The following is a 25,408-nucleotide window of genomic DNA, read 5'->3' on the forward strand; positions in this document are numbered from 1 at the left end:
ACTCGGCCGCAAGGGTCAGACCCAGGTCCACCGACACAAAAGGAGGCGTTGCGCCGTGTCGGCGGACCCTGCCCCCAGCACATCGAGGCGAGCCGCCGCAGCCCCATTTTTCGCGGCCGGAATTGCCCGACCTTCGTCGCTCCACCCATCCACCACAAAGAGAAAATCATGGAGACAAACCGACCCGCGCGCCCCCGCATCCGGCTTATCGCCGCGCTGCTGGCCCTGGCCGCCAGCAGCGTCCTGCCGAGTGCGGCGCAGGCTGCGCCCTACCCTGAACGCCCCATCAACCTGATCGTGCCGTTCGCGCCGGGCGGCGGCACCGACATCTCGGCGCGGCTGCTGGCCGCGGCATTGGGCGACAAGCTGTCCGCGTCCGTCGTGGTGGACAACCGCCCCGGCGCGGGCGGCCAGATCGCCGCCGACCTGGTGGCGCGCGCCAACGCCGACGGCTACACGCTGCTGTTCGCCAATTCCGGCATGCTGGCCATCAACCCGTGGATCTACAAGCTGCATTCGGACCCGGCCAAGGCCTTTGCACCCGTGTCCTTATTTTCGGACCTGCCATTCGTGCTGGTGGTGCCAGCCACCCTGCCGGCCAAGGACGTGTCGGAACTGGTGGCGCTGGCGCGGACGCAGCCCGGCAAGCACACCTATGCCAGCTCGGGCACCGGCGGCGCGCCGCACCTGTCGGGCGAGATCTTCCAACAGGCCACCGGCGTCGACCTGATGCACGTGCCCTACAAGGGAGGCGGTCCGGCCATGACGGACCTGATGGCGGGCCGGGTCGACATGCTGTTCGCGTCGGTGCTGGAGACCATTCCCTACGTCAATTCCGGCAAGCTGCGCGCGCTGGCGGTGACGGGCGCCACGCGCTCGCCCGCCCTGCCCGGCGTGCCCACCATCGACGAGGCCGGCGTGAAGAACGCGCAGACGGGTTCGTGGACGGCGGTGCTGGCCCCCGCCGGCACGCCGCAAGCGGTGATCGACAAGCTGTCCGCCGCGATTCGCGAGGTGGCCAGCGACCCCGTCATGAAGACCAAACTGCAATCCCAGGGCGCCGTGGCCCATGGCTCCACGCCCCAGCAACTGGAAGCCCTGGCCGCCAGCGAGCGCGAACGCTACGGGCAGATCATCAAGACCCGGCATATTCAAGTCCAGTAGTTCACGTCCGGTAGCGGTGCCGGTCCGCCGCCCCAGGGCAGCGGGCCGGCGATATCCCTGCCGCGTCCTTCCCCCTCGGCAGCCCGCGCGATGCAGGCCGCCTTTTAACCCCGCACCCCAGCCATGACATCCACTTTGACCGCCCCCGCCGCCGACCTGCTGATGGTCGGCCCCCTGCTGCCCGAACTGACCGCCGACCTGGAATCGCGCTACCGCGTGCACCGCTGGTGGGAAAGCCGCGACCAGGCCGCGCTGCTGCGCGAACACGGCCCGGCCATCCGCGGCATCGCCACCAGCGGCCGCTTTGGCGCATCCCGGTCGTTGATCGATGCGCTGCCTGCCCTGGAAGGCGTGTTCAGCTTCGGCGTCGGCTACGACACCATCGACGTGGCGGCGGCGCAGGCGCGCAACGTGCTGGTCACCAACACCCCCGGCGTGCTGGACGCCTGCGTCGCGGACACCGCGCTGGCGTTGATGCTGGCGGCCCCTCGCCGCATTGCCGAAGCGGACCGCTTCGTGCGTGCAGGCCGCTGGCCGCAAGAGGGCTTCGGCCTGGGTACCCGCATGAGCGGCAAACGCTGCGGCATCGTGGGCCTGGGCAATATCGGGCGGCAGATCGCATGCCGCGCCGAAGCCTTCGACATGCCCATCCTGTACACCAGCCGCAAGCCGCGGGCAGATGCGCCCGGCCACTATCAATACTGCGCCGACGTGCTGGAACTGGCCGCCCAAAGCGACTTCCTGGTGCTGGCCGTGCCGGGCGGCGCGGCAACCCGGCATCTGGTCAACGCCGCCGTGCTCGACGCGCTGGGGCCCCAAGGCTGGCTGATCAACATCGCCCGGGGCAGCGTGGTGGATGAAACCGCACTGGTCGCCGCGCTGCGCGACGGGCGCATTGCCGGCGCGGGCCTGGACGTGTTCGAACACGAGCCGGCCACGCCCCCGGCGTTGAACGGGATGGACAATGTGGTGATGCTGCCCCATATTGCCAGCGGCACCCACGAAACCCGGCGCGCCATGGCGGACCTGATGCTGGCAAACCTGGATGGCTGGTTCCGGGACGGCACGACGGTGACCCGGGTGGTCTAGGTAAATGTGTCCGACTTGTGGACACTGGACCTTGCAATCTATCGCATATCTGATAAATTTCTCATTGCACTGGCTCGTGCCGGCGAGCCGTTGTGCTTGTTGTTGTAATTTTCTCCGGCCTTCGGGCCGGATTTTTTTTGCCTTTTTTCATCATCCCTGTGCCATCCGCCTGCATCAAGCCGGCTTTGGCGCCTATCAGGCCGGCATGGCCCGCCTCAGCGCGCCGCTCGCATTTGCAGCCGTGGTAGCCTGACCGCCCGACAAAACATCGCTGGGCATTCCATGATCGCAGTCCACAGAATCGAGCCGTCCCATTGGGCGCTGGCCTATCCCCTGATCGCACAATTGCGCAAGCTGGACGAAGCGGAATTCCTGCATCGCGTGCGGCGTCAATCGCACACGGGCTATGAGCTGGTCGGCGCGTACCTGGACGGCAAACTGGTCGGCGTGATGGGTATCCGGCCGGTGCATACCCTGGCGCGCGGCCCGCACCTGCACGTGGATGATCTGGTGGTCGACGCAGCCGTCCGCGGCAGCGGCGCCGGACGGGCGCTGATGGCGTACGCCGAAGCCGATGCCCGGGCTCGCGACATGGGCGCCGTGTTCCTGGATGCCCGGCCCGATGCGGTGGCGTTCTATGAACGCGAAAAATATGTGTTGCACCCGGCCCCGTCGATGAAGAAGATCATCGACAAAGGCGCCGACACCCCGGTGACGCAGGCTTCCTGACGGGAGTATCGTGGCATTGGCTGTTCGAAAAGGAGCCGGCCATGCCTGACAGTCCCGCCCTCGAAGCCAGCGCGTCCCAACTGGGCAACCTGGCGCAGTTCCTCATCTGGGTGTCCGAACACCCGCGCACCTATGCCGACATCATGGACGCCTGGCGCACGTCGTGCCCCCGCCTGTCGGCCTGGGAAGACGCCACGGCCAACGGCCTGATCGACCTGACCCGCGGCCACGCCAGCGGCCCGGCCGTTGCGGTGCTGACGCCCAAGGGCCGCGCCTGGCTGGATGCGCGCGAAAAAAGCGCAGCGTGACCGAAGCCAGGGCAGCGTGGTGCTATGGTGCGGACATGACGGCCGACAACCGGCCGTCGCCCAAATACTTCCCCTGAAGGCACGACCATGGAAAATCCCTTTGGCGATTCGGACGACACGTCCAGCAACCGGCGCCAGTACCTGGTCCTGATCGCGGCCTCGAAAGACAACGCGTCGATGGCCCAGAAGCTGCTGGAAAACCTGAAGACGCACGTGGACGAACGCGCGGCGCCCCTGTGGATCGATGCCAAGGGCATCGGCGTGTTGCTCACCACCGAATTGGTCGCCTCGGAAATCTGGCAGGCCATGTTCCAGAAGGCGCCGGGGCAAGATTTCGGCGACACCCGCAACATGCTGGTGCTGGAACTGGGCAAGGACTGGGCCGCCCGCCGCGACGACAAGATCGAACACTGGCTGGCCAGCCACGTCGGCACGCCGCTGCCGGCCCCGCGCCGCCCGGATAAACGGCGCTGACGGCAACGAGCCGGCGGACATGCTCGCCCCGCAGCCGACGCGGGGGGGCAAAGTATCCATATGCTTCAACGCTATTCCAATGGATAAGAATTCGCGAAGAAAGCCCGGCACCGGCCACAATCGCTGCCTTGCCGTATTTCGCATCCCGCATTCGGCCCGACTTACCGGAGCAGCAATTCTTGAAAACCATAGGCATTCTGGGCGGTATGTCCGCCGCCTCGACCCAGATCTATTACCGTGAACTCTGCAACCAGACCCGAGCCCGCCTGGGCGGGCTGCATTCGCCGGAACTGCTGATCCGTTCGCTGGATTTCGCCAGGATCGAAACGCTGCAGGCGCAGGGACAATGGGACCAGGCCGCCGATATCCTGAACCACGAAGCGCGCGCCCTGGAGCGCGGCGGCGCTGATTTCCTCCTGCTGGCGACCAATACCATGCATAAGCTGGCAACGCCGATGATGCAGGGCGTGTCGATTCCGCTGCTGCATATCGCCGATGCCACCGCCGCCAGCATCCAGCGCCGCGGCTTGCGCTCGCCCGGCCTGATGGCCACCGCCTTCACGATGGAACAGTCTTTCTACACGGACCGTCTCGTCGCCGCCGGCCTGGAGCCGGTGATTCCCGAGCCGGCCGACCGTGCTCGAACCCATCGCATCATCTACGAAGAGCTCTGCCGCGACGAGATCAATGAAGACAGCCGGGCCGAGTTCGTCGCCATCGCCAGCCGCCTGATCGACCGCGGGGCCGATTGCCTGATTCTGGGCTGCACCGAGGTCGGCATGCTGCTCAACCAAGGCAACGTCGCCGTGCCCGTGTTCGACACGACCCTGGTGCATTGCGAAGCCGCGCTGAGCCTGGCCCTGGCGCAGTGAATACGTCGGCCCGCCGCGGCCCCGCGGGCAGGCCGACCACAGCCTAGCAGTTGCCTTTCTTTGCCTGCCCCGGCGGACAGAAACCGCCACGGCCACCGCCGTCGTGGGGATCGACCACGATGGACCCGCTGGGGGTATAGACCGCACAGCCGGTCAGCAACAAGACGATGGCGGCCAGGCTACAGAGCGTTTTCATGATGCAACTCGCAAGATTGAGACGCCGCGAGTGTAGGAGAGGATCGGGAAACAGGGTTCGGCGATTGGTAACACTTGGCCGACCCGCAACAAACCTGGCCCTGTTTTTGGCGGATTATACTGGATATATAACCAGTGTTTTTCGCCATGCCGTTCAAAGTCCCCCTCACCCATGCCGAGCTGCGCGTCATCCGCGAGCGCCAGCCCTGGAACGCCGATGTGCTTGCCCTGCTCTGGGAGGTCAAGCGCATGCGCTCGCTGCTGCTGCGCATGCATCAGGTCTCGTGCGACCTGAAACGGCCCGCCGGGCTGATGGGCGATATCTACGACGAACTGCTGGCCAGCCTGGCCCAGGAACCCTGCATCCTTGAACGCGACCAGATGACGGCCGAACTACTCGAAACGCCTGCCGGTCAGCGCAAAGGCATGGCGCCGCGCTGAAAGGCCTTCGTGTTGGTCCAGATGGCGAGTGCGGCCCAAAACGAAAGGGCCGGATCCAATGTTTCAAAGGATCCGGCCCCACAACCTGCTACCGAACTGCTTGCATTGCAGCAAGCAGCCCAGCGATTAAATCGATTTGATCATGGTCGCCGTAGGACCTTTTTGCCCTTGGCCGGCGACGAACGAAACACGCTGGTTCTCTTCAAGAGATTTGTGTCCATCACCCTGAATTTCAGAGTAATGGGCGAAGAGGTCTTTGCCACCGAGCTCCGGCATGATGAAGCCGAAGCCCTTGTCGTTGTTAAACCACTTCACGATACCAGTTTCAATCTTCAATGTAAGTCCTAGATTTGCAGGGAAAAATGTTCCCGGCGCCACTATCAGTCATTGCCCTGAACAAAGATACGCCTGTTTCAGAATAATACATCTACCCTTCCCTCCCCGCCCCGTCCACCGACGCCCCCGTCATCGATCAGATCGTCCGCTTTCATCGCGACGCTGATCGAGGGAATCCACGATGGAGTCAGCGTGCCCCCCCGAGCAATGCCGTTCAGGCGTCAGGAAAGCGACCCGCCCACTGCCTCATCTCGCTTGTCGTGGAAGTCGTCCCACTCCGCGCCACATGCCGAGCAGACAAACGCCTCGTGGGTCACGCCTTTCCGCGCCATAGCGAGGCTGCGGACATAGCCAAGGCTGAGCAGCCCAGCATGCCCCTGGGCGCCCCGCTGGTTCTGAATGATCCCTCTGCACGCCGGGCACAACGATCCCCGCTTGCGACGGGCGGCTTAGGGGAAACCCGGTAAGTCATTGAAATAACGTGCAGTAATGAAAAGGCATCAGGAAATCCCCATTAGGGAATTTGCTTATGCCCTTTAATTATTTGTACAGCGCATACTGGGTGGGCAAGAATGCGTTCTGAGCATAAAGCACCCCAGATGGAACTTCGCCAACTCGAGGCCTTCGCGGCCGTCATGTCCACAGGCAGCGTCACCGCTGCCGGGCGGCTGCTCGGCCGCTCGCAACCGGCCATCAGCCGGCTGCTGCAAGAACTGGAAGCCGAGATCGGCTACGCCCTGTTCGCCCGCAGCGGCCCCCGCGTGACCCCCACCGACCAGGGCTTCCTGCTGTACGACGACGTCGAACGCGCCCTGTCCAGCCTGCAGCAGATACGCGGCCGCGCCGAGGAAATCGCGCGCGGCCAGGCGCAGCCGTTGCTGCTGGCCGCCACGTCGGCGCTGGCGGCCGGGCTGGTGCCCGATGCCCTCAAGCGCATCGAAGCGCAAAGCGGCGCCGCGCGCATCCAGTTGCGCAGCGCATCGCCCGAACGCGTGGTGCACGCGGTGCTGAGCGGCGCAGCCCAGTTGGGCGCGACCAGCCTGCCACTGGAACACCGCGGCCTGACGGTGCACTGGATCGGGCAGGCGCCCTGTGTGGTCGCGCTGCCGGAAAACGACCCGGCTGCACGCCATGACGTGGTGCCCGTGGCCGAGCTGGCCGGGCGCCGCGTCATCACCATGGCCAACCCGTACCGTCTGCGTCGGCGCCTGGACGCCGCGCTGCCGCCCAACGGCAACCCGCTGGGCGCCATTGAAACCAATTCGTCCGTCAATGCCCTGGCCGCCGTGCGCGCCGGCCTGGGCGTGTCGGTGCTGGAACCCATTACCGCCTACGGTGCGCCGATGGCGGGCGTGGTGATCCGGCCGATCGACCTGGACATCCCTTTTTTCTTCGGGGTCATCACCCCGCAGTCGCAAGCGCTGACGCCGGCCTGCCAGGCCTTGGCCGATGCCCTGGCGCAGGCCGCGGCGGCGCTGCTGCCCGGCTTCGTGCTGCACGACGCCTGCCAGCACGGCGCGCTGCTGCAGTCCATCTACGGTGATGAAGCCCCTCTTACGGATACCCCCGCACTATGACTTTGCCCATTGCCGCCCCGGCGCCCGCGCCGCAAGGCCTGGCCGATCTGGAGGCCCGCCTGCGCCAGGACCTGTCCTGGCTGGAAATCCCCGCCAAGAACTGGGTCACGCCGCGCCTGGTCGACGGCCAGCCCGTGCTGGACGTGGCCATCGTGGGCGGCGGCATGGCCGGCCTGGCCGCGGCGGCGTCGCTGACGCACCTGGGCGTTGTCGCCCCCATCTTCGACCAGGCGCCCGAAGGCTATGAAGGCCCCTGGGCCACCACGGCCCGCATGGAAACGCTGCGCTCGCCCAAGCAACTGACCGGCCCCGCGCTGGGCCTGCCCGCCCTGACCTTCCGCGCCTGGTTCGAGGCGCAGTTCGGCCTTGAGGCCTGGGAAGCGCTGGACAAGATTCCGCGCCTGCAATGGATGGACTACCTGCGCTGGTACCGCCGCGTGCTGAACCTGGACGTGCGCAACGAACACCGCATCCTGGCCGTGCTGCCGCGCGCCGACCAGTTGGTGCAGCTGGACATCGAATCGCCCGCGGGCCGCAGCACGGTGCTGGCGCGCCGCGTGGTGCTGGCCACCGGCCGCGACGGCCTGGGCGGCGCCTATGTGCCGGCCTTTGCGCACAAGCTGCCGCGCGACCGCTGGGCCCATTCGTCGGACGTGATGGACTACGCCACCCTGGCCGGCAAGCGCGTCGGCGTGGTGGGCGCGGGCGCATCGGCCATGGACAGCGCGGCCACTGCGCTGGAAGCGGGCGCTGCCAGCGTGGACCTGCTGATCCGCCGCAACGACATTCCCCGCATCAACAAGGGCAAGGGCGCCGGCAACCCGGGCCTGACCCACGGCCACCTGCACCTGCCCGACGACTGGAAGTGGAAGATCCGCCACTACATCAACGCCGCCCAGGTGCCGCCCCCGCGCGGCAGCACGCTACGCGTGTCGCGCCATCCCAACGCCTTCTTCAACCTGGGCTGCGGCGTGCAGGACGTGGAACTGGCCGGCGACGACATTCGCGTCACCACGCCCAAGGGCGTGTTCACGCTGGACTTCCTGATCTTCTCGACGGGCTTTCGCATCGACTGGACCGTGCGTCCGGAATTCGCGGCGCTGGCCCCGCACGTGCGCGCCTGGGGCGACCGCTACACCCCGCCGGCCGGCGAAGAAGACCAGGAACTGCACGACTCGCCCGACCTGGGCCCCGTGTTCGAACTGCAGGAAAAGACCCCGGGCGCCTGTCCGGGCCTGGACCGGGTGCATTGCTTCTCGTACCCCGCCGCCTTGAGCCAAGGCACCGTGTCCGGCGACATTCCCGCCATCAGCGAAGGCGCCAAGCGCCTGGCGCAGGGCATCGCCGGCCTGTTCTACCGCGAAGACGTGGCGGTGCACTACGCCAACATGGAAGCGTTCTCTGAACCGGAAGTATTCGGCGACGAGTGGACGCCTGCCCCGGCCCCCGCCAAGCACGCGGAGACCGCGCAATGACCGGTTGGCTGCTACGCCGCATCGCGCAGGCCGCGGTGGTCGTCTTCCTGATGACGCTGATCGTCTTCGTGGGCCTGCACGCCATCGGCAACCCGGTAGACATCCTGATCGGCCAGGACGTCGACCAGATCGACCGCGCCCGCATCATCGCCGAACTCGGCCTGGACAAGCCCCTGTGGCAGCAGTACCTGGGCTTTCTGAACGGCGCGTTGCACGGCAACCTGGGCAACAGTTTCGTCTACAACATCCCCGCCGTGGAACTGGTGATCCAGCGCCTGCCGGCGACCCTGGAATTGGCCATCGCCGCCCTGATGCTGGCGGTCATTGTCGGCCTGCCGCTGGGCCTCTTGGCCGGCCTGTATCCCGACAGCCGCTTTTCGAAGCTGGTGATGGCGGGCAGCATCGTGGGCTTTTCGCTGCCGACCTTCTGGGTCGCGCTGATGCTGATCATGACCTTCAGCGTATCGCTGGGCTGGCTGCCGGCCAGCGGCCGCGGCCAGACGGTGGAATTCCTGGGCTTTCAGTGGTCTTGGCTGACGGCCGACGGCTGGCGCCACCTGATCCTGCCGGCGCTGAACCTGTCGCTGTTCAAGATCTCGCTGGTGATCCGCCTGACGCGTGCCGGCGTGCGCGACGTGATGCCGCTGGACTTCGTCAAGTTCGCCCGCGCCAAGGGCCTGTCGCCGTTTCGCGTGGTCTGCGTGCACGTGCTGCGCAACACCATGATTCCGCTGGTGACGGTGCTGGGCCTGGAACTGGGTTCGACCATTGCGTTTGCCGTCATCACCGAGAGCATCTTCGCCTGGCCGGGCGCCGGCAAGCTGATCCTGGACAGCCTGAACGCGCTGGACCGCCCCGTGATCGTGGCCTACCTGATAGTGGTGGTGTGCCTGTTCGTGACGCTGAACCTGATCGTGGACATTCTTTATAAAGTGCTGGACCCCCGGGTGCGGCTGGAGGCATCGGCATGAGTGCCACGTCTACCCCTAGCCCTACGCCCGCTCTGCGCCGCGAGTCCCCCTGGCGCCGCAACCTGCTGGAATTCCTGTCGTCCAGGACGGCGGTGTTCGGCCTGGTCATCGCCACCCTGCTGATCCTGGCGGCCGTGCTGGCGCCGTGGATATCGCCGCAGAACCCGTACGACCTGCTGCAGATCGACGTGCTGGATTCGCGCCAGCCCCCGGGCACGATGAACGGCCTGGGCACTTTCCATTACTGGCTGGGCACCGACGGCCAGGGCCGCGACCTGCTGTCGGGCATTCTGTACGGCCTGCGCATTAGCCTGATGGTCGGCGTGGGCTCGGCCCTGATCGCCGGCATCATCGGTACGCTGCTGGGCCTGTTGGCCGCCTACGCCGGCGGCAAGGTCGATGCGCTGATCATGCGCCTGGTCGACCTGATCCTGTCGTTCCCGTCCATCCTGGTGGCCATGATGATCCTGGCCTACCTGGGCAAGGGCGTGGGCAACGTGGTGCTGACGCTGGTGATCCTGGAATGGGCCTACTACGCCCGCACCGCGCGCGGCCAGGCCCTGGTCGAACGCCGCCGCGAATACGTCGAAGCCGCCCGCTGCCTGGACATTCCCAACTGGCGGATCATAGGGAAGCACATCCTGCCGAACTGCCTGCCGCCGCTGATCGTCATCGGCACCTTGCAGATCGCGCGCGCCATCACGCTGGAAGCCACGCTGAGCTTCCTGGGGCTGGGCGTGCCGGTGACCGAACCGTCGCTGGGCCTGCTGATTTCCAACGGCTTCCAATACATGCTGTCCGGCGAATACTGGATCAGTTTCTACCCCGGCATCGCGCTGCTCGTCACCATCGTGGCGATCAACCTGGTGGGCGACCGCCTGCGCGACGTGCTGAACCCGAGGACCCACAAATGACCGCCGTCCGCCCCGCCGCGGCGCCGGCCGCCGCATCGAACCCGGCCGCACCGGCCACGCTGGAAGTGCGCAACCTGCGCACCCATTTCTTCACCCGCGCCGGCACCCTGCCCGCCGTGGACGACGTGTCGTTCACGCTGGAACGCGGCAAGATCCTGGGCCTGGTCGGCGAGTCCGGCTCGGGCAAGTCCGTCACCGGCTTTTCCATCATGGGCCTGGTGGACGCCCCCGGCCGCGTGGTCGGCGGCCAGGTGCTGTTCCAGGGCCGTGACCTGACCAAACTGGCCCCGCGCGAACTGCGCAAGCTGCAGGGCAACCGCATCGCCATGATCTTCCAGGATCCGATGATGACGCTGAACCCCGTCTTGCGGGTGGACGTGCAGATGATCGAAACGGTGCGCGCCCACAGCAGGATGAGCAAGTCGCAGGCCCGCGAACTGGCCCGCGACACGCTCGGCATGATGGGCATACCCAGCCCGGAAGAACGCCTGCTGGCCTACCCGCACCAGTTGTCCGGCGGCATGCGCCAGCGCGTGGCCATTGCGATCGCCATGCTGCACCGCCCCGACCTGATCATTGCCGACGAGCCGACCACCGCGCTGGACGTCACCATCCAGGCGCAGATCCTGTCCGAAGTGCAGAAGCTGGCGCAACAGCACGGCACCAGCCTCATCTGGATCACCCACGACCTGTCGGTGGTGGCGGGCCTGGCCGACGAAGTGGCCGTGATGTACGCCGGCCGCATCGTCGAACACGGCAAGGTCGACGACGTGCTGGACCGCCCGCAGCACCCCTACACGGTGGGCCTGATCGACAGCCTGCCCAGCAACAACCAGCGCGGCCAACGCCTGCGCCAGATTCCCGGCATGACGCCCAACCTGCTCCACCTGCCCGCCGGCTGTGCGTTCGCGGCGCGCTGCGCGCGCGCCACGGCGCAGTGCGGCCAGGCGCCCGCCATCACCGACGTGCTGCCCGACCACCAGGTGCGCTGCTTTCACCCGACGATTCAATTGCGCGAGGTGGCGGCATGAGCCAGCAATCCGCTATCGGCACGCCGTTGCAAGCGCAGCCTGACACGACGGCCGGCGCACAAGCCGGCGTCACGCCCCTGATCGACCTGCGCCAGGTCAGCAAGCGCTTTGGCGAACGCCCCGTGGGCGCCGCTGGCCGCGCCTTGCAGCGCCTGGGCCTGTCCAAGCCGCCCGCCATCACGCGCGCCGTCGACCATGTCGACCTGATCGTGAACCCCGGCGAAGTGGTCGGCCTGGTCGGTGAATCCGGCTGCGGCAAGTCCACCCTGGGCCGCATCGCGGCGGGCCTGCTCACGCCGTCCGGCGGCGAAGTGCTGATCAACGGCCGCCGCCCGGCCGAGATGACGTCGGCCCAAGCCCACGCTGCCCGCCTGAAAGTGCAGATGATCTTCCAGGACCCCTACGCCAGCCTCAACCCGCGCCTGCGCGTGGACGAGATCGTGGGCGAAGCGGCCCGCATCCACGGCCTGGTGGGCAACGGCGAATTCGATGACTATGTCAGCGCCCAGCTGCAGCGCGCCGGACTGGACCCCGCGCTGCGCCAGCGTTATCCGCACCAGTTCAGCGGCGGCCAGCGCCAGCGCATCGGCATTGCCCGCGCCCTGGCCGTGCAACCGTCGATGCTGGTGTGCGACGAAGCCGTGGCCGCGCTGGACGTGTCCATCCAGGCGCAGATCCTGAACCTGTTCATGGACCTGCGCGAACAGCTGAACCTGACGTATCTGTTCATCAGCCACGACCTGGGCGTGGTCGAGCACCTGTCGGACCGCGTGGTCATCATGTACCTGGGCCGCGTCGTGGAAACGGCCACGGTCGACGAAGTCTTCCAGCGCCCCAACCACCCCTATACGCAGGCGCTGCTGGCTGAAATCCCGAACCTGAAATCGCGCCACAAGACCTTTACCGCCATCAAGGGAGAGATTCCCAGCCCGCTGAACCCGCCTTCTGGCTGCCACTTTCATCCGCGATGTCCGCATGCGATGCCGCGCTGCAAAACCGAGGTTCCCACTTTGAAGGGAATCGCCATCAACCACCTGAGCGCCTGTCACCTGAACGACATGGCCTGACGCTCGCGGACCGCGGCGCTACCGCCGCGATCCATGGAACCTTTACTGATCGTTCCCCCTCACCAAGGACGCCGAACATGAAACGCCTGATTCTCTCGACCCTGACCGCCGCCATCCTGGGCGTGTCCGCCGCGGCCTCGGCCGACAACCTGTCCATCGGCTTTGCCGACCCGTTGTCGTCGCTGGACCCGCAACTGAACAACCACGCCGGCGACCGCTCGGTGGCCCTGCACTTCTGGGACCTGCTGATCGAAAACAAGTGGAACAAGCTGCAGCCCGGCCTGGCCGTGAGCTGGAAGCCGCTGGACAGCACCACCTGGGAATTCAAGCTGCGCGAAGGCGTCAAGTGGCAGGACGGCACGCCGTTCACCGCCGACGACCTGATCTACTCCTACACCCGCGCCCGCGCCGTGCCCGGCAGCGTGGCCACCTACGCCGGCTATCTGCGCACCATCGACACGATGACCGCCAAGGACCCGCTGACCCTGATCGTCAAGACCAAGGCGCCCAACCCCGACCTGCCGCTGAACCTGGCGTCGGTGCACGTGGTCAGCAAGCACGTCGGTGAAAAGTCGACGACCGAAGACTACAACTCGGGCAAGGCCATGGTCGGCACCGGCCCCTACAAGTTCGTGTCCTACACTCCCGGCGACCGCGTCCTGATGGAACGCAACGACGGCTACTGGGGCGAGAAAGCCACCTGGGACAAGGTCAACTACCGCTACATCAACAACGCCGCCGCCCGCACCGCCGCGCTGCTGGCCGGCGACGTGGACGTGATCGACAAGGTCTCGGTGTCTGACCTGGCCAAGCTGCAAAAGGCCCCCAACGTGTCCGTCTACCCCTACGACGGCCTGCGCGTGATGATCCTGCAGCCCAGTTTCAACCCCGCGCCCAACCAATACATCACCGACAACAACGGCAAGCCGCTGGACAAGAACCCGCTGCTGGACGTGCGCGTGCGCCAGGCGCTGAACCTGGCCATCAACCGCAAGGCCATCGCCGACCGCATCCTGCAAGGCGCCGCCACCGAAGCCAACCAGTGGATGCCCAAGGGCACCTTCGGCTACAACCCCGACGTGAAAGACATCCCCAACGATGTCGAACAGGCCAAGAAGCTGCTGGCGGCCGCGGGCTTTCCGGACGGCTTCAAGCTGACCATGCACGTGCCCAACGACCGCTACCCGCAAGGCCCGGAAACCGCCCAGGCCGTGGCGCAGTTCTGGACCCGCATCGGCGTCAAGACGCAAGTGGAAGTCGTGCCGTGGGCCGTGTATTCGGGCCGCGCCAACAAGAACGAATTCGCCGTCAGCATGCTGGCATGGGGCAACGGCACGGGTGAAGCCAGCTACGCGCTGGTCAACATCCTGGCCACCGTCGACGCCAAGAAGGGCCTGGGCGCGTCCAACTGGGGCCACTACAGCAACCCCAAGGTCGATGCCGCGCTGGACCAGTCCACCTCGGAATTCGACGTGGCCAAGCGTGAAGCCATCCTGCGCGACTCGGTCAAGCTGGTGGCCGACGACGTCGGCATCATCCCGCTGTACCACTACAAGAACATCTGGGCCACCAAGAAGGGCCTGAAGGTCACCCCGATGACCAGCGACCGCACCGCGGCCATGATGGTCACCAAGGACACGGGCAAGTAAGGCACGCATCATGGTCCCTACCCTGAGCATCCAACCCGTCGACGCGCTCATCGACGTGCCCCGCCACATCCGGGTCGAGCACGTCGCGCCCGGCCAGACGGTCGAGATCACCGCCTTGACCCGCCGCAACGGCGTGCTGTGGCAAAGCCACGCCGCTTTCGTGGCGGGCGAGGACGGCGCGGTCGACCTGTCGCGCGACGCCCCGGCGTCGGGCGACTACGCCGGCGTGTCGCCCATGGGCCTGATCTGGTCGCAGTCCCCCGTGGACTCGCCCAGCCGCGAACACTTCAACCACCCGGTCACCGACGCCCTGGTCACCGACATCGTCGTGCGCGCCTCGGGTGCGCAGGCCCAGGGCCGCTTCGTGCAGCGCCTGGCCGCCGACGGCGTCACCCGCATCGAGGTGCGTGAGGAAGGCCTGGTCGGCACGCTGTACCTGCCGGCCGGCGCCACGCCCGGCTCGCACCCCGCCGTGCTGATCCTGAACGGCTCGGGCGGCGGCATCAACGAACCGCGCGCGGCGCTGTATGCCTCGCGCGGCTACGCCGCCTTTGCGCTGGCCTACTTCAAGGCGCCGGGCCTGTCCGACTACATCTCGAACACGCCGCTGGAGTATTTCCAGACCGGCCTGCGCTGGCTCCGCAAGAAGGTCCAGCCCAAGCACGACTTCGTCGCCATCAGCGGCCAGTCGCGCGGCGGCGAACTGGTGCTGCTGCTGGGCGCCACCTTCCCCACTGAAGTGTCGGCGGTGGTGGCCTACGTGCCCGGCGCCGTCGTCCACAGCGGCCAGAACGCCTGCGACCCCAAGATCGGCCGCGAAGGCCCGACCTGGCTGCTGGGCGGCAAGCCCCTGCCCCACGTCTGGGAAAACAACCGCACCGCCACCTGGGCGCCGTTTGACGAAGGCCCGTCGCCGCATCGCCACGAAAAGGCCATCCTGACCGCCTTGCAGGACCCGGACGCCGTGGCGCGAGCCCGCATCCGCGTCGAAGACATCCAGGGCCCGGTCATGCTGCTGTCCGCCACGGATGACGGCTCGTGGCCGTCCAGCCTGTATTCGAAGATGGTGCGGGACAAGCTGGCCGAGGTGCAGCACCCCTATCCGGTCAAGTGGCTGGACTACCAGAACGGCGGGCATTCCATCCTGTTCCCGTACGTGCCCACCACGCAACTGGTCTATGCCCACCCCGTGTCCGGCAAGATCAGCACCAGCGGCGGCAACCCCAAGGACAACGCCCGCGCCGACCAGGAATCCTGGGAAGGCGTGCTGACGTTCCTGGACGCGGCGGTGAAAGCCCGCGCGGCCAGCGCCGCCGCCAAGCCGGCGCAATGACACTCAAGGAGACGCTCTCAATGGCCCAACAACCTATCGTCTACGACGCCGCGAAAGACCTCGTTGACCAGCTCGTCGGCCTGAAGGCCGACAGCACCACCTACGCCGCACGCCACCAGCGCGACAAGGTCGCCGCCGCCACCCAAGGCAGCTACGACGCCCTGTTCGACCCGGCGCTGCCCGGCCTGACCCTGGCCGAGCGCCTGCTGGTCGCGCTGTATGCGTCGCGCCTGACGCCGTCGCCCGCCCTGGCGGCCCACTACCGCCAGCGCCTGGTGGACGCCGGCGCCAACGCCGCCGACATCCAGGTGGCCGACGCCGGCAAGCCCGCCGACGCCGCCGATCCGCGCCTGGCCGCGATCCTGGAATTCACGCGCAAGCTGATCGAAAAGCCCGTCGAAGGCGACGAGGCCGCGCTCAAGACCCTGCCGGCCGCGGGCATTTCGACGCCGGCCGTGGTGACCTTGTCGCAGCTGATCGCCTTTCTGTCGTACCAGGTGCGCCTGGTGGCGGGCCTGGACGCCATGAAGTCGCTGGCCGAGCAACCCGGCCGCGCGGCCGGCACGCCCGCCGCGCCCTTCCCGGCCAACACCGCGGCCACCGCGCCCGGCGAAGTCATCAAGAACCACGGCTTTACCAACGAATCGCTGGAATGGAAAGCCTGGCTCGACGTCATCGACCTGGACAAGGCCACGCCCGACCAGATCACCGTGCTGGAAGAAAGCCACCCGAAGGCCAAGGTGTCGGATTACTACCGCTTCCTGGTGCACCAGCCGGAAATCCTGCGCCAGCGGTCCACGGCATTCAACGCCATCATGTACGCCCCCGGCGGCCTGTCGCGCGCCGAACGCGAGCTGGGCGCCACCGTGGTGTCGCGCGTCAACGGCTGCGTGTACTGCGCGTCGGTGCATGCGCAGCGCTTCGAGCAACTGGCCAAGCGCAATGACGTCATCGCCCAGGTGTTCGAGAACCCGGCCACCGCCGGCACCACCGCGCGCGAACTGGCGATCGGCAAGTTCTCGATCCAGATCACCGATGCCCCCGCATCCGTCAATGCCGACAGCATCCAGGCCTTGAAGGACGTGGGGCTGACCGAAGGCGAGGTGCTGGATTTGCTGCATTCGGACGCGATCTTTGCGTGGGCCAATCGCCTGATGCTGAACCTGGGCGAGCCGGTTTTTCCGCAAACCTGACGCGGTAACCCTGCCGGCGTCAGTCTGCGGCACCGGCATCAGGCGAAAGGCGCCGCGTTTTCGTTAAACTGACGTTTTCCCGCCTTCTTTTGCGCCCCGCTGCCCGCGGGGCGCATTGCCTTGCCCCATGTCCGAAAAAACCCACGACATCCGCCCCGGCCAGTCGATTGAACTGCTCAAGGCCCTGCACATCCTGACCCGCGACGGCAAGATGAACCAGGACAGCCGCAGGAAGCTGAAACAGGTCTACCACCTGTTCCAGTTCATCGAGCCGCTGCTCAAGGACGTCCAGGAAGAACGCGGCGCCGTCACCCTGGCGGATCATGGCGCGGGCAAGTCGTACCTGGGCTTCATCCTGTATGACCTGTTCTTCAAGGAACAGAAAGACGCCGCCAAGGGCGGCTCGCACATCTACGGTATCGAAACCCGCGAAGAACTCGTCAAGTCATCCGAAGAACTGGCCAAGCGCCTGGGCTTTGACGGCATGTCGTTCCTGAACCTGTCGGTGGCCGAATCGATAACCTCGGACAAACTGCCCAAGACCATCGACGTCGTCACCGCCCTGCACGCCTGCAACACCGCCACCGACGACGCCATTCATTTCGCGCTGGAAAAAAAGGCCAAGTACATCGTCGTCGTGCCCTGCTGCCAGGCCGAAGTAGCATCCGTGCTGAGAAAGAACAAGGCCCGCGCCCTGGCCGACCCCCTGGCCGAAATCTGGCGCCACCCGCTGCATACGCGTGAATTCGGCAGCCAGATCACCAACGTGCTGCGCTGCCTGCAACTGGAAGCCCACGGCTACCAGGTCAGCGTGACCGAATTGGTCGGGTGGGAACACTCGATGAAAAACGAACTGATCATCGCGCAGTACAAGAACCTGCCGAAGAAAAAGCCGGCCGAACGCCTGACCGAGATGCTGGACCGGATCGGCCTGCAGGAATTGAAGGATCGGTTTTTCTTGCCGGATGCGGCGGTGGCAGCGTAAAGCAAAAAGCGAAACCGGCAATGGGTTTCGCTTTTTTTTGTCTTTTGACGGCTTTCGACACGGACAGGCCGGCGACCTCGCCCGCTTCAGCATGCGCGCCGCGGAATCAATTGCTGCGCCGCAGCCGATCCGAGGACTGCTTGTTCAGCCGCTTCGCTTCGGCTTCGGCGTAGTCTTCTTCGCCCTCTTCGTACTTGCCGTCATACATGCAGCTGCTGCGGACCCAGCCGCATTCGCCAACGACCTTGGCGCAGCCCGAACTGAGCACCGCGAGAAACAGCACGACACCGTAACGGCCCAACGTTTGAATCGACATAATGCTCCTTGAGGTTCCCGGTAGTGTACGGGTGAGGATGACGGCTACGGCCGCCAACCGCAGTAAAAAATGGTGTCAAAGGCCGGTGGCGGGTCAATGAAACACACGGTCCTACCCTTGTGGCGGGAGGCTGAATCAATGACGGTAGGCCCCTGCATCTTCGATGCTGGAGAGCAGCCCATGCATCAGAATCTGGCATCATCGCCCTTTTGGGCGGCCCCTTCCCATGCGCAAACTCCTCTGCCTTCGCGACGGCATCGAAGCCATCGCCGCGTGTCATGACGACCGCGACGTCTGGGACCGCTATTGCTGGGTCTACGTGACTGATGACGTGCCGCTTGTCGACGCCCAACTCTATCTGTCGACCCGCGACGACGAAGACGATCCTGCCGTCGATGAAGACGGCGAGGAACATCCCGCCTTCGCCATGGCGCACGGGCTGGTCACCTATCTTGAAGCTCCGACCTTCGCCGCCGTGTTATGCGTTCAGAAACGTCAGCAGCCGATGTCGCAGCTCGAAGACTATGCGGCTGCGCTAGCACACTATGCCGAGCGGGATGCGTTCCTGGACCGTGGCGAGTTCTATAGCGACGGCAAAGAACCCGAGCCGACGCCGGGGCTATCCCGCGACATTTACACGGAATACGACCTGCACCTGACCGCGTGCCCGGCAGACCGCCTGCTGGCTGCCGCCAAGGCAACCGCTGAATTGCTGGGTATCAACGCAGCCGAAGCGTTGAACCGTTGCCGGCAGCTTCCGCTGGTACTGGGCGAACGCGTCGACGCCCGCGAACGCGACCGCATCGAAGCGCGCTTCGCCGACACATCCCTGCCCCTGCAAAGAACGACCTACGTGCCCCTGGCGTGGCAAATGGGCCGCCCTTGAAACCGTTGACGCAAGAGGCCTAGCCGCAAACGGCCTAGCCGCGCGATCAGCGCGGCGCGCCGATCTGCAGCAAGGTGAATTCGCGCCGCATGTAGCGGTTCATCACCTGCGCCAGAATCGGGTTGCCGGCATTTTCCACCTTCGGCGCCGTCAGGTTCACCACCGCCGCGCACAGCTTGCCGGCCTGGACCGCCTTGCCCGAGAACTTGGCCGGCACCGCATCGGCCATGCTCGCCTTCCAGACCGCATCGATGCCATCAACGGCCTGCTTGGCGGTCGCGCAATCCGCGTAGGACAGCGACATCACCACCGCCGGCACGGCGTCGATCTGGACGTCCGCAATGATCCCCGAGAAGTAAGGCGGAATACCGTGCCCGTTGGCCTCGGTCGCCGCCTTGAGATTCTGCTTGGCGGTGTCGATATCGCCATTCGCCGACAGCAACACCTTCGCCGGATCCACCGCGTTAAGCCCCATCACCGGGGAAATCACCGCGGCCTGAACGATGCGGCCGCTGTTCGCAGGCACTCCTTCCTGCAAGCCGGCCACAGCCGCTGCCACCGCATCGCTGTCTGCCACCGAAGGCTTGGGCTGCGCCAGGCTCTTCATACCCCCCGCCGAAGGCGCCTGGATCAACACCGAATCCAGCGGCAGCACAAAGCTGGCCTTGCCCATCATGCCGCGCCACGGGCTTTTCGCATTGGCCTTCTTCAGATCCATCGCGCCCTCGGCGCCATTGGCGATCAGGCCCGGCACACCGCCCTCCACCGCAACAAAATCGTCCTGCTTCAGATTGGCGACCAGTTTCTCGACCGCTTGCTTATCCTTCAGCCCCCAATAACTGACATTGGAGGGCGCCAGGCCAAACCCGGCGAAATACAAAACCTCGTCCACCGCGACTTTCGCATTCAGCGACCACTGGTCCAGGCCATAACCGATGGATTCGATCGGCTGGATCGGCTGCGCCAGACTCAGCCTGCGCATACCGTCTGCCGTCGGCCCGGATTTTTCCAAACCGCGCCAGGCCTGCACGTCCATAAAGAAAATCTGCATCGCCTGCGGCGTGGAGAGCGCCGCTTGCGGTATCTGCTTCAAGGCCTGCTGCAATGTCTGCGTACTGTCCTGTGCCGCGGCCGACGTTCCAAATCCTGCCAGCATGCAGAGTGCAAGAGCCTTTAAGCGCATCAACTTTCTCCGTTTTTCTTGATGGTTTTGACGTGTGGGCGAACCGAGGTCCAGCGAGCCGATCCCGCCAGGCGCTGTCACGAAAACAGGCTGCAGCGCATTGTGAAACTCGCCTTTCACTGGTCGGCATGTGTCGCGGTCAGAATTTAGGGACACGACAGAATCGATGGAAGATAGTACATGAATGCGTGAGGATCGATTCCGATGCACTCAATTGCTTGGGTTGTCTGAACTCCAAAGCTCATTGCCTTGGGCAGGTCAAACCCGCCCGTTCACCGGGTTGCGGCGTCACACGTTCGCCCTGTTCTTGCGCCATTGCCCAGGCGTGCTGCCCAACGCATGCCGGAACGCCTTGCCAAACGCCGCTTCCGATTGATAACCCACGGCCTCGGCAATATCCGCCAGCGTCCGGCGCGTCTGCAGCATCAGTTTGCTCGCGTGCATCATGCGCACCGCCAACAGCACGGCGCCGGGCGTCATGCCCGAGGCTTCCTTGAACCGCCTGGCATAGGTGGCTCGGGACATGGCCGCAGCGGCGCCCAGGGTATCCAGCGTCCAGGAGTGCTGCGGGTCGGCCAGCATCGCCTGCAACGACGCGCACAGGCGCTCGTCCGCAATCAAGGCCAGCCAGCTCGGTTGGGGCGCGGCAGAGGGCTCGCCCTCGCCATAGGCACGCATCGCATAGGCCAGTAACGCCTGCGCCAAGGCATTGGCGATCGCCCACGCACCGGGCTGCCTGGCCGATACCTCATGCCGCAACAACTGGGTCAGCGTTCGCAACGCGTCAATGCCGGGCGTCTGATGCAGGCACACCTGCAAGACGGACGGTAATTGCTGCATCAACAGCATGCTGCCGCTTTGACTGTAGAGAAGCCGACCGCAAAGCAGATCCACTTCGCCGTCACCGTCGGCATTCGCGGTGCGGGTCACGGGCAACAGCGCGTCGACCGGTTGCCCTTGCGTCACCCTCGATGCCGCTTGCCCCGCCCCGGCATTCATGCCGCTCAGCGTATGCGCCTGCCCTTGCGGCAACAACACAAAGCTGCCCGGCGACAGATCGAGAAACGTGCCCGGCAACGACTGCACCCGACACCGCCCGTCCAACACCAGATGAAAAACGGCCTGCCCGGGCGGCAAGGGTTCGTGGGGCAGGATGAAACTGCCGCTCAGCGCGCAACGCGTATCCAAGCGGATTTCACCCTGCGCCAGGGACAGCAGCTGACTCAACGCATCCATGAGACGAATTCGCTAAATATCAAGACTTAACTATGCCATGGATCGCATTTCGCCGTCCTACACTTTCCCTCATGGCTTTGGACATCAACGCCCTTCCCCTGATGAAAAGGAACGAACATGCTCGACTGGAACGAATACCGCACGCAACTCATGGGCCGCATCGGCGAATTCGGCAAACTGTCGCCCGACACCCTGGGCGGCTACCGGACGCTGTCGGGTGCCGGCAAAAAGACCGGGCACCTGGACGCCAAGACCCGCGAACTGATTGCCTTGGCTGTCGCGGTCACGACGCGCTGTGATGGGTGTATCGCCGTGCATACCGACACAGCCGTCAAACTGGGCGCGTCGCGTGAAGAGATTGCCGAGGCGTTGGGCGTGGCGGTGGCGATGAATGCAGGTGCGGCGATGGTGTATTCGGCGCGGGTGATGGATGCGTTGGGGAGTGCAAACTCAGTATGAGAGTACGAAGCATTGCCTGAAAGGAGTGTCAGCCGTGGTTTCTGTGCCCGGCCTCGGTCTGACACCCGTGCAGCCAACGACGGTGAAGACAATTCGCCGCAGTGTCCTGGGAAACATTCGCCCCCTCAGTCCTGAGACCACCACAACATCAGTGCGAAAAAGCGATTATCCGAATGTCGCACCATATAAATGTTTGCCGACATTTCATCTGCACCAATATCAAAGGACCAGAGGAACTGATCAACATGTAAATCCGCTCTGAGTAAACACAAAAGTTTTTCAGCACTTTGACTGAATGCTGGTCTCAACAATCCTTGCTCGCCCAAAGCAGCCTGAAGCCAGCTCCCAAGTTGATCCGCGTTCATCGGACTTGCGACCGGCTTGCGTCGCGGATTATTGAATCGTGTATGCGCTTGTTTGGCGGCTTCGACATAGGTCCACAGCACGCCTCCTTCTGTATACAACGCATGCGACCTTTCACAGAGGTCATTCAGAAAATCCAGAGTCTGGGTCGATAACATATAGGTGGTACTACTATTTTCAAGCCAAAACTGAAACCCAATACCCGTTATTTTCAGCGATTGGCCCGCATTGAAATGCAGTCGTCTAACAGCTATAAGGACCGACCGGCACGGCTTTCCGTGCCAGAATCAGATCATGCCTATACCGATGCTTAGGTCGATGACTTTCCCAGTTAGCATGCACATAGGCACGCCAGGGTTCTCTGGGCCCACGACCATTAGGGCCTGACATGGAACCCAATGAGAAGAGCATCTGTTCAACGTCCTCTCCCGTATGAAGATGTCCCAAGTCCAGGGTATTGAGAAGCAACGCCAGCTCCTCGACCTCGATGCAAAACGCCTCGTAGTTGTCGGCCTTGTTCAACGGACTTAACGCGTACTGACGTCTGCCCGTATTACCGGTGCTACTGTGTTGGATGCGCACAATATTCTCTCCAGTCAGCAGATTTATGCTGAGACTGGTCCACTGATCCATGATGAAACGATCGGGCCCTTCAGCGCGCTCCGGCGCGAAGAAATAAAGCAACTTAGTAAAGTATGCCGGCCCTAGTTGCTGAATGGGTCGGATAATATCGAAAATTTCGTAAGCCTCACGCCTGCTTAGCTTCTCGCGTCGCAGCTGCTCCAAGTTTGCTCTGATACATACTGCTTGGCTCCAAGCCGTACGGGCCTTAACACTACCGCCGGGCCCTGTTCCTTGCGCCCCCCACGCCATTACCGCTAGATAAGCATCAAGTACGTTGTCAGATTGGCGGCAAAACTCTTGCACTTCAAAGCGATCCATAGGGTGCTTAGCAAGCGTAGGGCATTTAATGCCTAACGTCTTCTCGGCCCAGACATATGGCGATTCGTTATTGAATGCGGGTTGGCGCCGAAACCTGGTCTGAACGAATACGTCGAGATGCTGCGGCAAGAATCGAACGCCCGCATCGATAGGTAGAGACATGGAATAGATTTCTTTGGTATCTGTATTTAGGCAGCCCGATAGACCCATGGCACGAACCACCTTAATCACTGCGCAATGAACAAAAACAGTGCCCAACTACAATCTCAAGCATGAGAAATATTAGCTTAACACCATTATTACCAAGAAACCACCCGCGGAAATTATCATTTGGACATGGGCCCCAAATCTATGCAATGAGACAGATCGGATTGCATCATTTTTTCGAAAATTTCATCCATAACAGTCCCAAGATCAAATTTCTCATTAATAGAATTATAAAGTTGCTCTCTTAATTCATTGGACACCCGAATATCTAAAGACGATATATTCGCAGCCCCGCCCCGCTTCAAACCACTTACGTCAATCAACTCTGGATTTAAATCACAAATCGTGTCATAAATATTTTCATGATAATTTTTCAATGCCAATTCAATAGAAACTATTTCCGAGCCGTATACGTAAGTTAAGGCCTGCTGCACTTGATAATAATTTAATTGCCCGGCAAGATACTTTAGATTTGGCATTCTTTTTTCATCAAAAAAAATAATAGCCAACCCAGGCGATATTGGCATAGCAAAGACATCCCCATCCACAGCAGGAAGCGCGGATACCATCTTAATCTCGCACGGCCCGCTGCGAGCGGTTACAACGGGATTATCTCCGATGATGAATCGTGTTCCTTTAGGTGCGGGAAATAGGACGGCTTTCTTTTTTCTGAGAAAATCTCTATATATATCTATATTTTTTTCAATCTGATCAAGAAATCTAGATCTTACATGCGCAAGATCTACATTCACTTTTTCACGATATATGTCTTTCACTAGATTTACGAAATTCTCCACAGTTTTTTGTCTCTGCGGCACTCTACACATCTGCGCAGCAACAAATGAGATGAGATGTTCTTTATCTAAGTTAGATAAATTTTGTAGCGTTTTTTGCCTCACCACCTCCCGCAATACCGTTAATCCGTTCGAGTCTATATCTTGAAACAACGATAACTCTAGTGATAATTTTTCATGATTGGGATAGTCGTAGAAAAATTTTATTACGGCCGCCTTGGTGGTATTAGAACCCTTAATATCTTTCGGCCAATCTTTATCGATAAAATATATTCGGCTACCACCATCCATTGAAAAAAAAGCTAGCAACTTATCCGGAATATAATGATGCCTTTTTGGCCCGCTGTTTTTTTTCATAAAAATTCCTATTGCCGCGTTATTACCAAAATTAAATGAATTAGCTCAATTACAGAGCCACCGCAATCCTTTAGCCCAGAATGTCGACAAAAAACAAAATATAGAATGAATCATCCAGAATCTCGCTTGAGAGAAACACTGCCCAAAATAATTTTTCTCAAATAGCTACTGCCAAGTAGCTATCTTACACTTGATTTTTGTTACCTTAGGCATACGCTTTGCTTTTATTGACGCGACAAAATACCGATTCACTCATGATTTTATGAATGGAATTCGGCCCACAACGGTTCACAGATCTTGGCTTAGGTAGTGATACGACTCCAACAGGAGTCACTAGATGAACGTTAGAACTTACTCATTAGAGCGTCCCAAAGATGGCACTTGTGAGCGATTGCCATATGTACCCTCTGCCAAGCTTATTTATCCACTACTCCTGCCCCGCACTTTCTCTCCCCTACCTTGGCCGAAAACCGCACCAAATACCCATCCGGGTCCTGCACCAGGAATTGCCGCACCCCCAGCTCAACGGCATTGCTGCGATACCATTTTTCCTCCGGCGCCAGATACAACGGCCAGCCCGCATCAGATAGCGCAGCAAGTAGCGGTTCAAGAGAAGACACCGTGATCTGAAAATTCACCCCACGGCCAAAGGGTGCAGTGAGCGGACCAGTCACCCAGTTGCGCCCGCCCTGCTGTTCCAGCATCACTTGCGCGCCTTCATAGTCCAGGTACGCAAAGCCCTCCTCCATCCGGCTATACAGCACGGCAAAGCCGCAGATATCCACCCAGAATTTCAAGCTGGCCGAAATATCGGTAACCAGCAACTCAGGTACCAACTTGGCCCAACGATCTGTCATGGTGC

At 63.0% G+C, this 25,408-nt stretch carries 28 protein-coding genes; 19 read left to right on the forward strand and 9 right to left on the reverse strand.

Annotated features, from left to right (window positions below; genetic code table 11):
* Positions 1–168: 168 nt before the first annotated feature.
* The 6 genes from AC6LJ2_RS12940 to AC6LJ2_RS12965 all read left to right on the forward strand — a co-directional run bounded on the left by AC6LJ2_RS12940 (position 169) and on the right by AC6LJ2_RS12965 (position 4,636).
* Positions 169–1,164, forward strand: coding sequence for a Bug family tripartite tricarboxylate transporter substrate binding protein (locus AC6LJ2_RS12940; RefSeq protein WP_498151499.1), 996 nt, complete (start codon positions 169–171; stop codon positions 1,162–1,164).
* 123 nt (positions 1,165–1,287) lie between these two features.
* A complete protein-coding gene (locus AC6LJ2_RS12945; RefSeq protein ID WP_498151500.1) occupies positions 1,288–2,253 on the forward strand; it encodes a 2-hydroxyacid dehydrogenase in 966 nt (321 codons plus the stop codon).
* A gap of 282 nt (positions 2,254–2,535) precedes the next feature.
* The gene (locus tag AC6LJ2_RS12950; protein ID WP_263914057.1) at positions 2,536–2,982 is read left to right on the forward strand and encodes a GNAT family N-acetyltransferase; all 447 of its coding nucleotides are present in this window, start codon (positions 2,536–2,538) and stop codon (positions 2,980–2,982) included.
* 41 nt (positions 2,983–3,023) lie between these two features.
* On the forward strand, positions 3,024–3,290 hold the full coding sequence (locus AC6LJ2_RS12955) for a hypothetical protein (protein ID WP_263914058.1): 267 nt from the start codon (positions 3,024–3,026) through the stop codon (positions 3,288–3,290).
* Positions 3,291–3,377: 87 nt separating this feature from the next.
* A complete protein-coding gene (locus AC6LJ2_RS12960) occupies positions 3,378–3,764 on the forward strand; it encodes a hypothetical protein (protein ID WP_263914059.1) in 387 nt (128 codons plus the stop codon).
* 179 nt (positions 3,765–3,943) lie between these two features.
* Positions 3,944–4,636: an aspartate/glutamate racemase family protein gene (locus AC6LJ2_RS12965; RefSeq protein ID WP_263914060.1), complete on the forward strand. Its 693-nt coding sequence runs from the start codon at positions 3,944–3,946 to the stop codon at positions 4,634–4,636.
* 43 nt (positions 4,637–4,679) lie between these two features.
* Here AC6LJ2_RS12965 and AC6LJ2_RS12970 read toward each other — a convergent pair whose 3' ends face one another.
* Entirely contained in the window at positions 4,680–4,832 is a 153-nt protein-coding gene (locus tag AC6LJ2_RS12970) for a hypothetical protein (protein ID WP_263914061.1), read from the reverse strand.
* A 146-nt stretch (positions 4,833–4,978) separates the two neighbouring features.
* Here AC6LJ2_RS12970 and AC6LJ2_RS12975 point away from each other — a divergent pair, with 146 nt between their 5' ends.
* A complete protein-coding gene (locus tag AC6LJ2_RS12975) occupies positions 4,979–5,272 on the forward strand; it encodes a hypothetical protein (RefSeq protein WP_263914062.1) in 294 nt (97 codons plus the stop codon).
* 126 nt (positions 5,273–5,398) lie between these two features.
* On the opposite strand, the gene AC6LJ2_RS12980 is transcribed toward AC6LJ2_RS12975, so the two are convergent.
* On the reverse strand, positions 5,399–5,608 hold the full coding sequence (locus AC6LJ2_RS12980; RefSeq protein ID WP_057286732.1) for a cold-shock protein: 210 nt from the start codon (positions 5,606–5,608) through the stop codon (positions 5,399–5,401).
* 599 nt (positions 5,609–6,207) lie between these two features.
* On the opposite strand from AC6LJ2_RS12980, the gene AC6LJ2_RS12985 reads away from it, so the two are divergent.
* From AC6LJ2_RS12985 to AC6LJ2_RS13030, 10 genes are all read left to right on the forward strand, one after another.
* Positions 6,208–7,185, forward strand: a complete 978-nt coding sequence (locus AC6LJ2_RS12985; protein ID WP_445656721.1) for a LysR family transcriptional regulator — start codon at positions 6,208–6,210, stop codon at positions 7,183–7,185.
* The gene (locus AC6LJ2_RS12990; RefSeq protein WP_498151501.1) at positions 7,182–8,660 is read left to right on the forward strand and encodes a SidA/IucD/PvdA family monooxygenase; all 1,479 of its coding nucleotides are present in this window, start codon (positions 7,182–7,184) and stop codon (positions 8,658–8,660) included. Before AC6LJ2_RS12985 ends, AC6LJ2_RS12990 begins: the two co-directional genes overlap by 4 nt.
* Entirely contained in the window at positions 8,657–9,631 is a 975-nt protein-coding gene (locus AC6LJ2_RS12995) for an ABC transporter permease (protein ID WP_263914065.1), read from the forward strand. Before AC6LJ2_RS12990 ends, AC6LJ2_RS12995 begins: the two co-directional genes overlap by 4 nt.
* Positions 9,628–10,545 (forward strand): ABC transporter permease, encoded by a 918-nt coding sequence (locus AC6LJ2_RS13000; RefSeq protein WP_498151502.1) that lies wholly within the window; start codon positions 9,628–9,630, stop codon positions 10,543–10,545. Before AC6LJ2_RS12995 ends, AC6LJ2_RS13000 begins: the two co-directional genes overlap by 4 nt.
* Positions 10,542–11,576, forward strand: a complete 1,035-nt coding sequence (locus tag AC6LJ2_RS13005; RefSeq protein ID WP_498151503.1) for an ABC transporter ATP-binding protein — start codon at positions 10,542–10,544, stop codon at positions 11,574–11,576. Before AC6LJ2_RS13000 ends, AC6LJ2_RS13005 begins: the two co-directional genes overlap by 4 nt.
* A complete protein-coding gene (locus AC6LJ2_RS13010) occupies positions 11,573–12,643 on the forward strand; it encodes an ABC transporter ATP-binding protein (RefSeq protein WP_445656725.1) in 1,071 nt (356 codons plus the stop codon). Before AC6LJ2_RS13005 ends, AC6LJ2_RS13010 begins: the two co-directional genes overlap by 4 nt.
* A 77-nt stretch (positions 12,644–12,720) precedes the next feature.
* The gene (locus AC6LJ2_RS13015; RefSeq protein ID WP_175192145.1) at positions 12,721–14,292 is read left to right on the forward strand and encodes an ABC transporter substrate-binding protein; all 1,572 of its coding nucleotides are present in this window, start codon (positions 12,721–12,723) and stop codon (positions 14,290–14,292) included.
* 10 nt (positions 14,293–14,302) lie between these two features.
* Positions 14,303–15,625: an acyl-CoA thioesterase/bile acid-CoA:amino acid N-acyltransferase family protein gene (locus AC6LJ2_RS13020; RefSeq protein WP_263914071.1), complete on the forward strand. Its 1,323-nt coding sequence runs from the start codon at positions 14,303–14,305 to the stop codon at positions 15,623–15,625.
* 20 nt (positions 15,626–15,645) lie between these two features.
* Positions 15,646–16,818, forward strand: coding sequence for a CMD domain protein (locus tag AC6LJ2_RS13025; protein WP_498151504.1), 1,173 nt, complete (start codon positions 15,646–15,648; stop codon positions 16,816–16,818).
* Between the two features lie 127 nt (positions 16,819–16,945).
* Complete coding sequence (locus AC6LJ2_RS13030; RefSeq protein WP_263914073.1) at positions 16,946–17,803, forward strand: class I SAM-dependent methyltransferase; 858 nt, start codon at positions 16,946–16,948, stop codon at positions 17,801–17,803.
* Between the two features lie 106 nt (positions 17,804–17,909).
* Here the strand turns inward: AC6LJ2_RS13030 and AC6LJ2_RS13035 are convergent, their stop codons facing one another.
* Positions 17,910–18,119 (reverse strand): hypothetical protein, encoded by a 210-nt coding sequence (locus tag AC6LJ2_RS13035; RefSeq protein WP_445656727.1) that lies wholly within the window; start codon positions 18,117–18,119, stop codon positions 17,910–17,912.
* A 226-nt stretch (positions 18,120–18,345) separates the two neighbouring features.
* Here AC6LJ2_RS13035 and AC6LJ2_RS13040 point away from each other — a divergent pair, with 226 nt between their 5' ends.
* Positions 18,346–19,005 (forward strand): DUF7716 domain-containing protein, encoded by a 660-nt coding sequence (locus AC6LJ2_RS13040; RefSeq protein WP_498151505.1) that lies wholly within the window; start codon positions 18,346–18,348, stop codon positions 19,003–19,005.
* Between the two features lie 46 nt (positions 19,006–19,051).
* Here the strand turns inward: AC6LJ2_RS13040 and AC6LJ2_RS13045 are convergent, their stop codons facing one another.
* Positions 19,052–20,308 (reverse strand): hypothetical protein, encoded by a 1,257-nt coding sequence (locus tag AC6LJ2_RS13045; RefSeq protein WP_498151506.1) that lies wholly within the window; start codon positions 20,306–20,308, stop codon positions 19,052–19,054.
* Between the two features lie 168 nt (positions 20,309–20,476).
* A complete protein-coding gene (locus AC6LJ2_RS13050) occupies positions 20,477–21,424 on the reverse strand; it encodes a cupin domain-containing protein (protein WP_498151507.1) in 948 nt (315 codons plus the stop codon).
* A 117-nt stretch (positions 21,425–21,541) separates the two neighbouring features.
* Between AC6LJ2_RS13050 and AC6LJ2_RS13055 the strand changes: the two genes are divergently transcribed.
* Complete coding sequence (locus AC6LJ2_RS13055; protein ID WP_498151508.1) at positions 21,542–21,883, forward strand: carboxymuconolactone decarboxylase family protein; 342 nt, start codon at positions 21,542–21,544, stop codon at positions 21,881–21,883.
* A 125-nt stretch (positions 21,884–22,008) separates the two neighbouring features.
* On the opposite strand, the gene AC6LJ2_RS13060 is transcribed toward AC6LJ2_RS13055, so the two are convergent.
* The 4 genes from AC6LJ2_RS13060 to AC6LJ2_RS13075 all read right to left on the reverse strand — a co-directional run bounded on the left by AC6LJ2_RS13060 (position 22,009) and on the right by AC6LJ2_RS13075 (position 25,403).
* The gene (locus AC6LJ2_RS13060; RefSeq protein ID WP_498151509.1) at positions 22,009–22,329 is read right to left on the reverse strand and encodes a hypothetical protein; all 321 of its coding nucleotides are present in this window, start codon (positions 22,327–22,329) and stop codon (positions 22,009–22,011) included.
* A 160-nt stretch (positions 22,330–22,489) separates the two neighbouring features.
* Entirely contained in the window at positions 22,490–23,350 is an 861-nt protein-coding gene (locus AC6LJ2_RS13065; protein ID WP_498151510.1) for an 8-oxoguanine DNA glycosylase OGG fold protein, read from the reverse strand.
* 164 nt (positions 23,351–23,514) lie between these two features.
* Positions 23,515–24,546: a DUF4238 domain-containing protein gene (locus AC6LJ2_RS13070; RefSeq protein WP_498151511.1), complete on the reverse strand. Its 1,032-nt coding sequence runs from the start codon at positions 24,544–24,546 to the stop codon at positions 23,515–23,517.
* Positions 24,547–24,962: 416 nt separating this feature from the next.
* Positions 24,963–25,403, reverse strand: a complete 441-nt coding sequence (locus tag AC6LJ2_RS13075; protein ID WP_498151512.1) for a bleomycin resistance protein — start codon at positions 25,401–25,403, stop codon at positions 24,963–24,965.
* Positions 25,404–25,408: the final 5 nt, after the last annotated feature.

This window comes from Achromobacter sp. 1014246743, from assembly GCF_059760725.1.

What these genes read in the sequence shown, in the direction of transcription:
- AC6LJ2_RS12940 (WP_498151499.1), top strand. Translation starts at nt 169, where the DNA reads ATGGAGACAAACCGACCCGCGCGCCCCCGCATCCGGCTTATCGCCGCG.
- AC6LJ2_RS12945 (WP_498151500.1), top strand. Translation starts at nt 1,288, where the DNA reads ATGACATCCACTTTGACCGCCCCCGCCGCCGACCTGCTGATGGTCGGC.
- AC6LJ2_RS12950 (WP_263914057.1), top strand. Translation starts at nt 2,536, where the DNA reads ATGATCGCAGTCCACAGAATCGAGCCGTCCCATTGGGCGCTGGCCTAT.
- AC6LJ2_RS12955 (WP_263914058.1), top strand. Translation starts at nt 3,024, where the DNA reads ATGCCTGACAGTCCCGCCCTCGAAGCCAGCGCGTCCCAACTGGGCAAC.
- AC6LJ2_RS12960 (WP_263914059.1), top strand. Translation starts at nt 3,378, where the DNA reads ATGGAAAATCCCTTTGGCGATTCGGACGACACGTCCAGCAACCGGCGC.
- AC6LJ2_RS12970 (WP_263914061.1), bottom strand. Translation starts at nt 4,832, where the DNA reads ATGAAAACGCTCTGTAGCCTGGCCGCCATCGTCTTGTTGCTGACCGGC.
- AC6LJ2_RS12975 (WP_263914062.1), top strand. Translation starts at nt 4,979, where the DNA reads ATGCCGTTCAAAGTCCCCCTCACCCATGCCGAGCTGCGCGTCATCCGC.
- AC6LJ2_RS12985 (WP_445656721.1), top strand. Translation starts at nt 6,208, where the DNA reads ATGGAACTTCGCCAACTCGAGGCCTTCGCGGCCGTCATGTCCACAGGC.
- AC6LJ2_RS12990 (WP_498151501.1), top strand. Translation starts at nt 7,182, where the DNA reads ATGACTTTGCCCATTGCCGCCCCGGCGCCCGCGCCGCAAGGCCTGGCC.
- AC6LJ2_RS12995 (WP_263914065.1), top strand. Translation starts at nt 8,657, where the DNA reads ATGACCGGTTGGCTGCTACGCCGCATCGCGCAGGCCGCGGTGGTCGTC.
- AC6LJ2_RS13000 (WP_498151502.1), top strand. Translation starts at nt 9,628, where the DNA reads ATGAGTGCCACGTCTACCCCTAGCCCTACGCCCGCTCTGCGCCGCGAG.
- AC6LJ2_RS13005 (WP_498151503.1), top strand. Translation starts at nt 10,542, where the DNA reads ATGACCGCCGTCCGCCCCGCCGCGGCGCCGGCCGCCGCATCGAACCCG.
- AC6LJ2_RS13010 (WP_445656725.1), top strand. Translation starts at nt 11,573, where the DNA reads ATGAGCCAGCAATCCGCTATCGGCACGCCGTTGCAAGCGCAGCCTGAC.
- AC6LJ2_RS13015 (WP_175192145.1), top strand. Translation starts at nt 12,721, where the DNA reads ATGAAACGCCTGATTCTCTCGACCCTGACCGCCGCCATCCTGGGCGTG.
- AC6LJ2_RS13020 (WP_263914071.1), top strand. Translation starts at nt 14,303, where the DNA reads ATGGTCCCTACCCTGAGCATCCAACCCGTCGACGCGCTCATCGACGTG.
- AC6LJ2_RS13025 (WP_498151504.1), top strand. Translation starts at nt 15,646, where the DNA reads ATGGCCCAACAACCTATCGTCTACGACGCCGCGAAAGACCTCGTTGAC.
- AC6LJ2_RS13030 (WP_263914073.1), top strand. Translation starts at nt 16,946, where the DNA reads ATGTCCGAAAAAACCCACGACATCCGCCCCGGCCAGTCGATTGAACTG.
- AC6LJ2_RS13035 (WP_445656727.1), bottom strand. Translation starts at nt 18,119, where the DNA reads ATGTCGATTCAAACGTTGGGCCGTTACGGTGTCGTGCTGTTTCTCGCG.
- AC6LJ2_RS13040 (WP_498151505.1), top strand. Translation starts at nt 18,346, where the DNA reads ATGCGCAAACTCCTCTGCCTTCGCGACGGCATCGAAGCCATCGCCGCG.
- AC6LJ2_RS13050 (WP_498151507.1), bottom strand. Translation starts at nt 21,424, where the DNA reads ATGGATGCGTTGAGTCAGCTGCTGTCCCTGGCGCAGGGTGAAATCCGC.
- AC6LJ2_RS13055 (WP_498151508.1), top strand. Translation starts at nt 21,542, where the DNA reads ATGCTCGACTGGAACGAATACCGCACGCAACTCATGGGCCGCATCGGC.
- AC6LJ2_RS13065 (WP_498151510.1), bottom strand. Translation starts at nt 23,350, where the DNA reads ATGTCTCTACCTATCGATGCGGGCGTTCGATTCTTGCCGCAGCATCTC.
- AC6LJ2_RS13070 (WP_498151511.1), bottom strand. Translation starts at nt 24,546, where the DNA reads ATGAAAAAAAACAGCGGGCCAAAAAGGCATCATTATATTCCGGATAAG.
- AC6LJ2_RS13075 (WP_498151512.1), bottom strand. Translation starts at nt 25,403, where the DNA reads ATGACAGATCGTTGGGCCAAGTTGGTACCTGAGTTGCTGGTTACCGAT.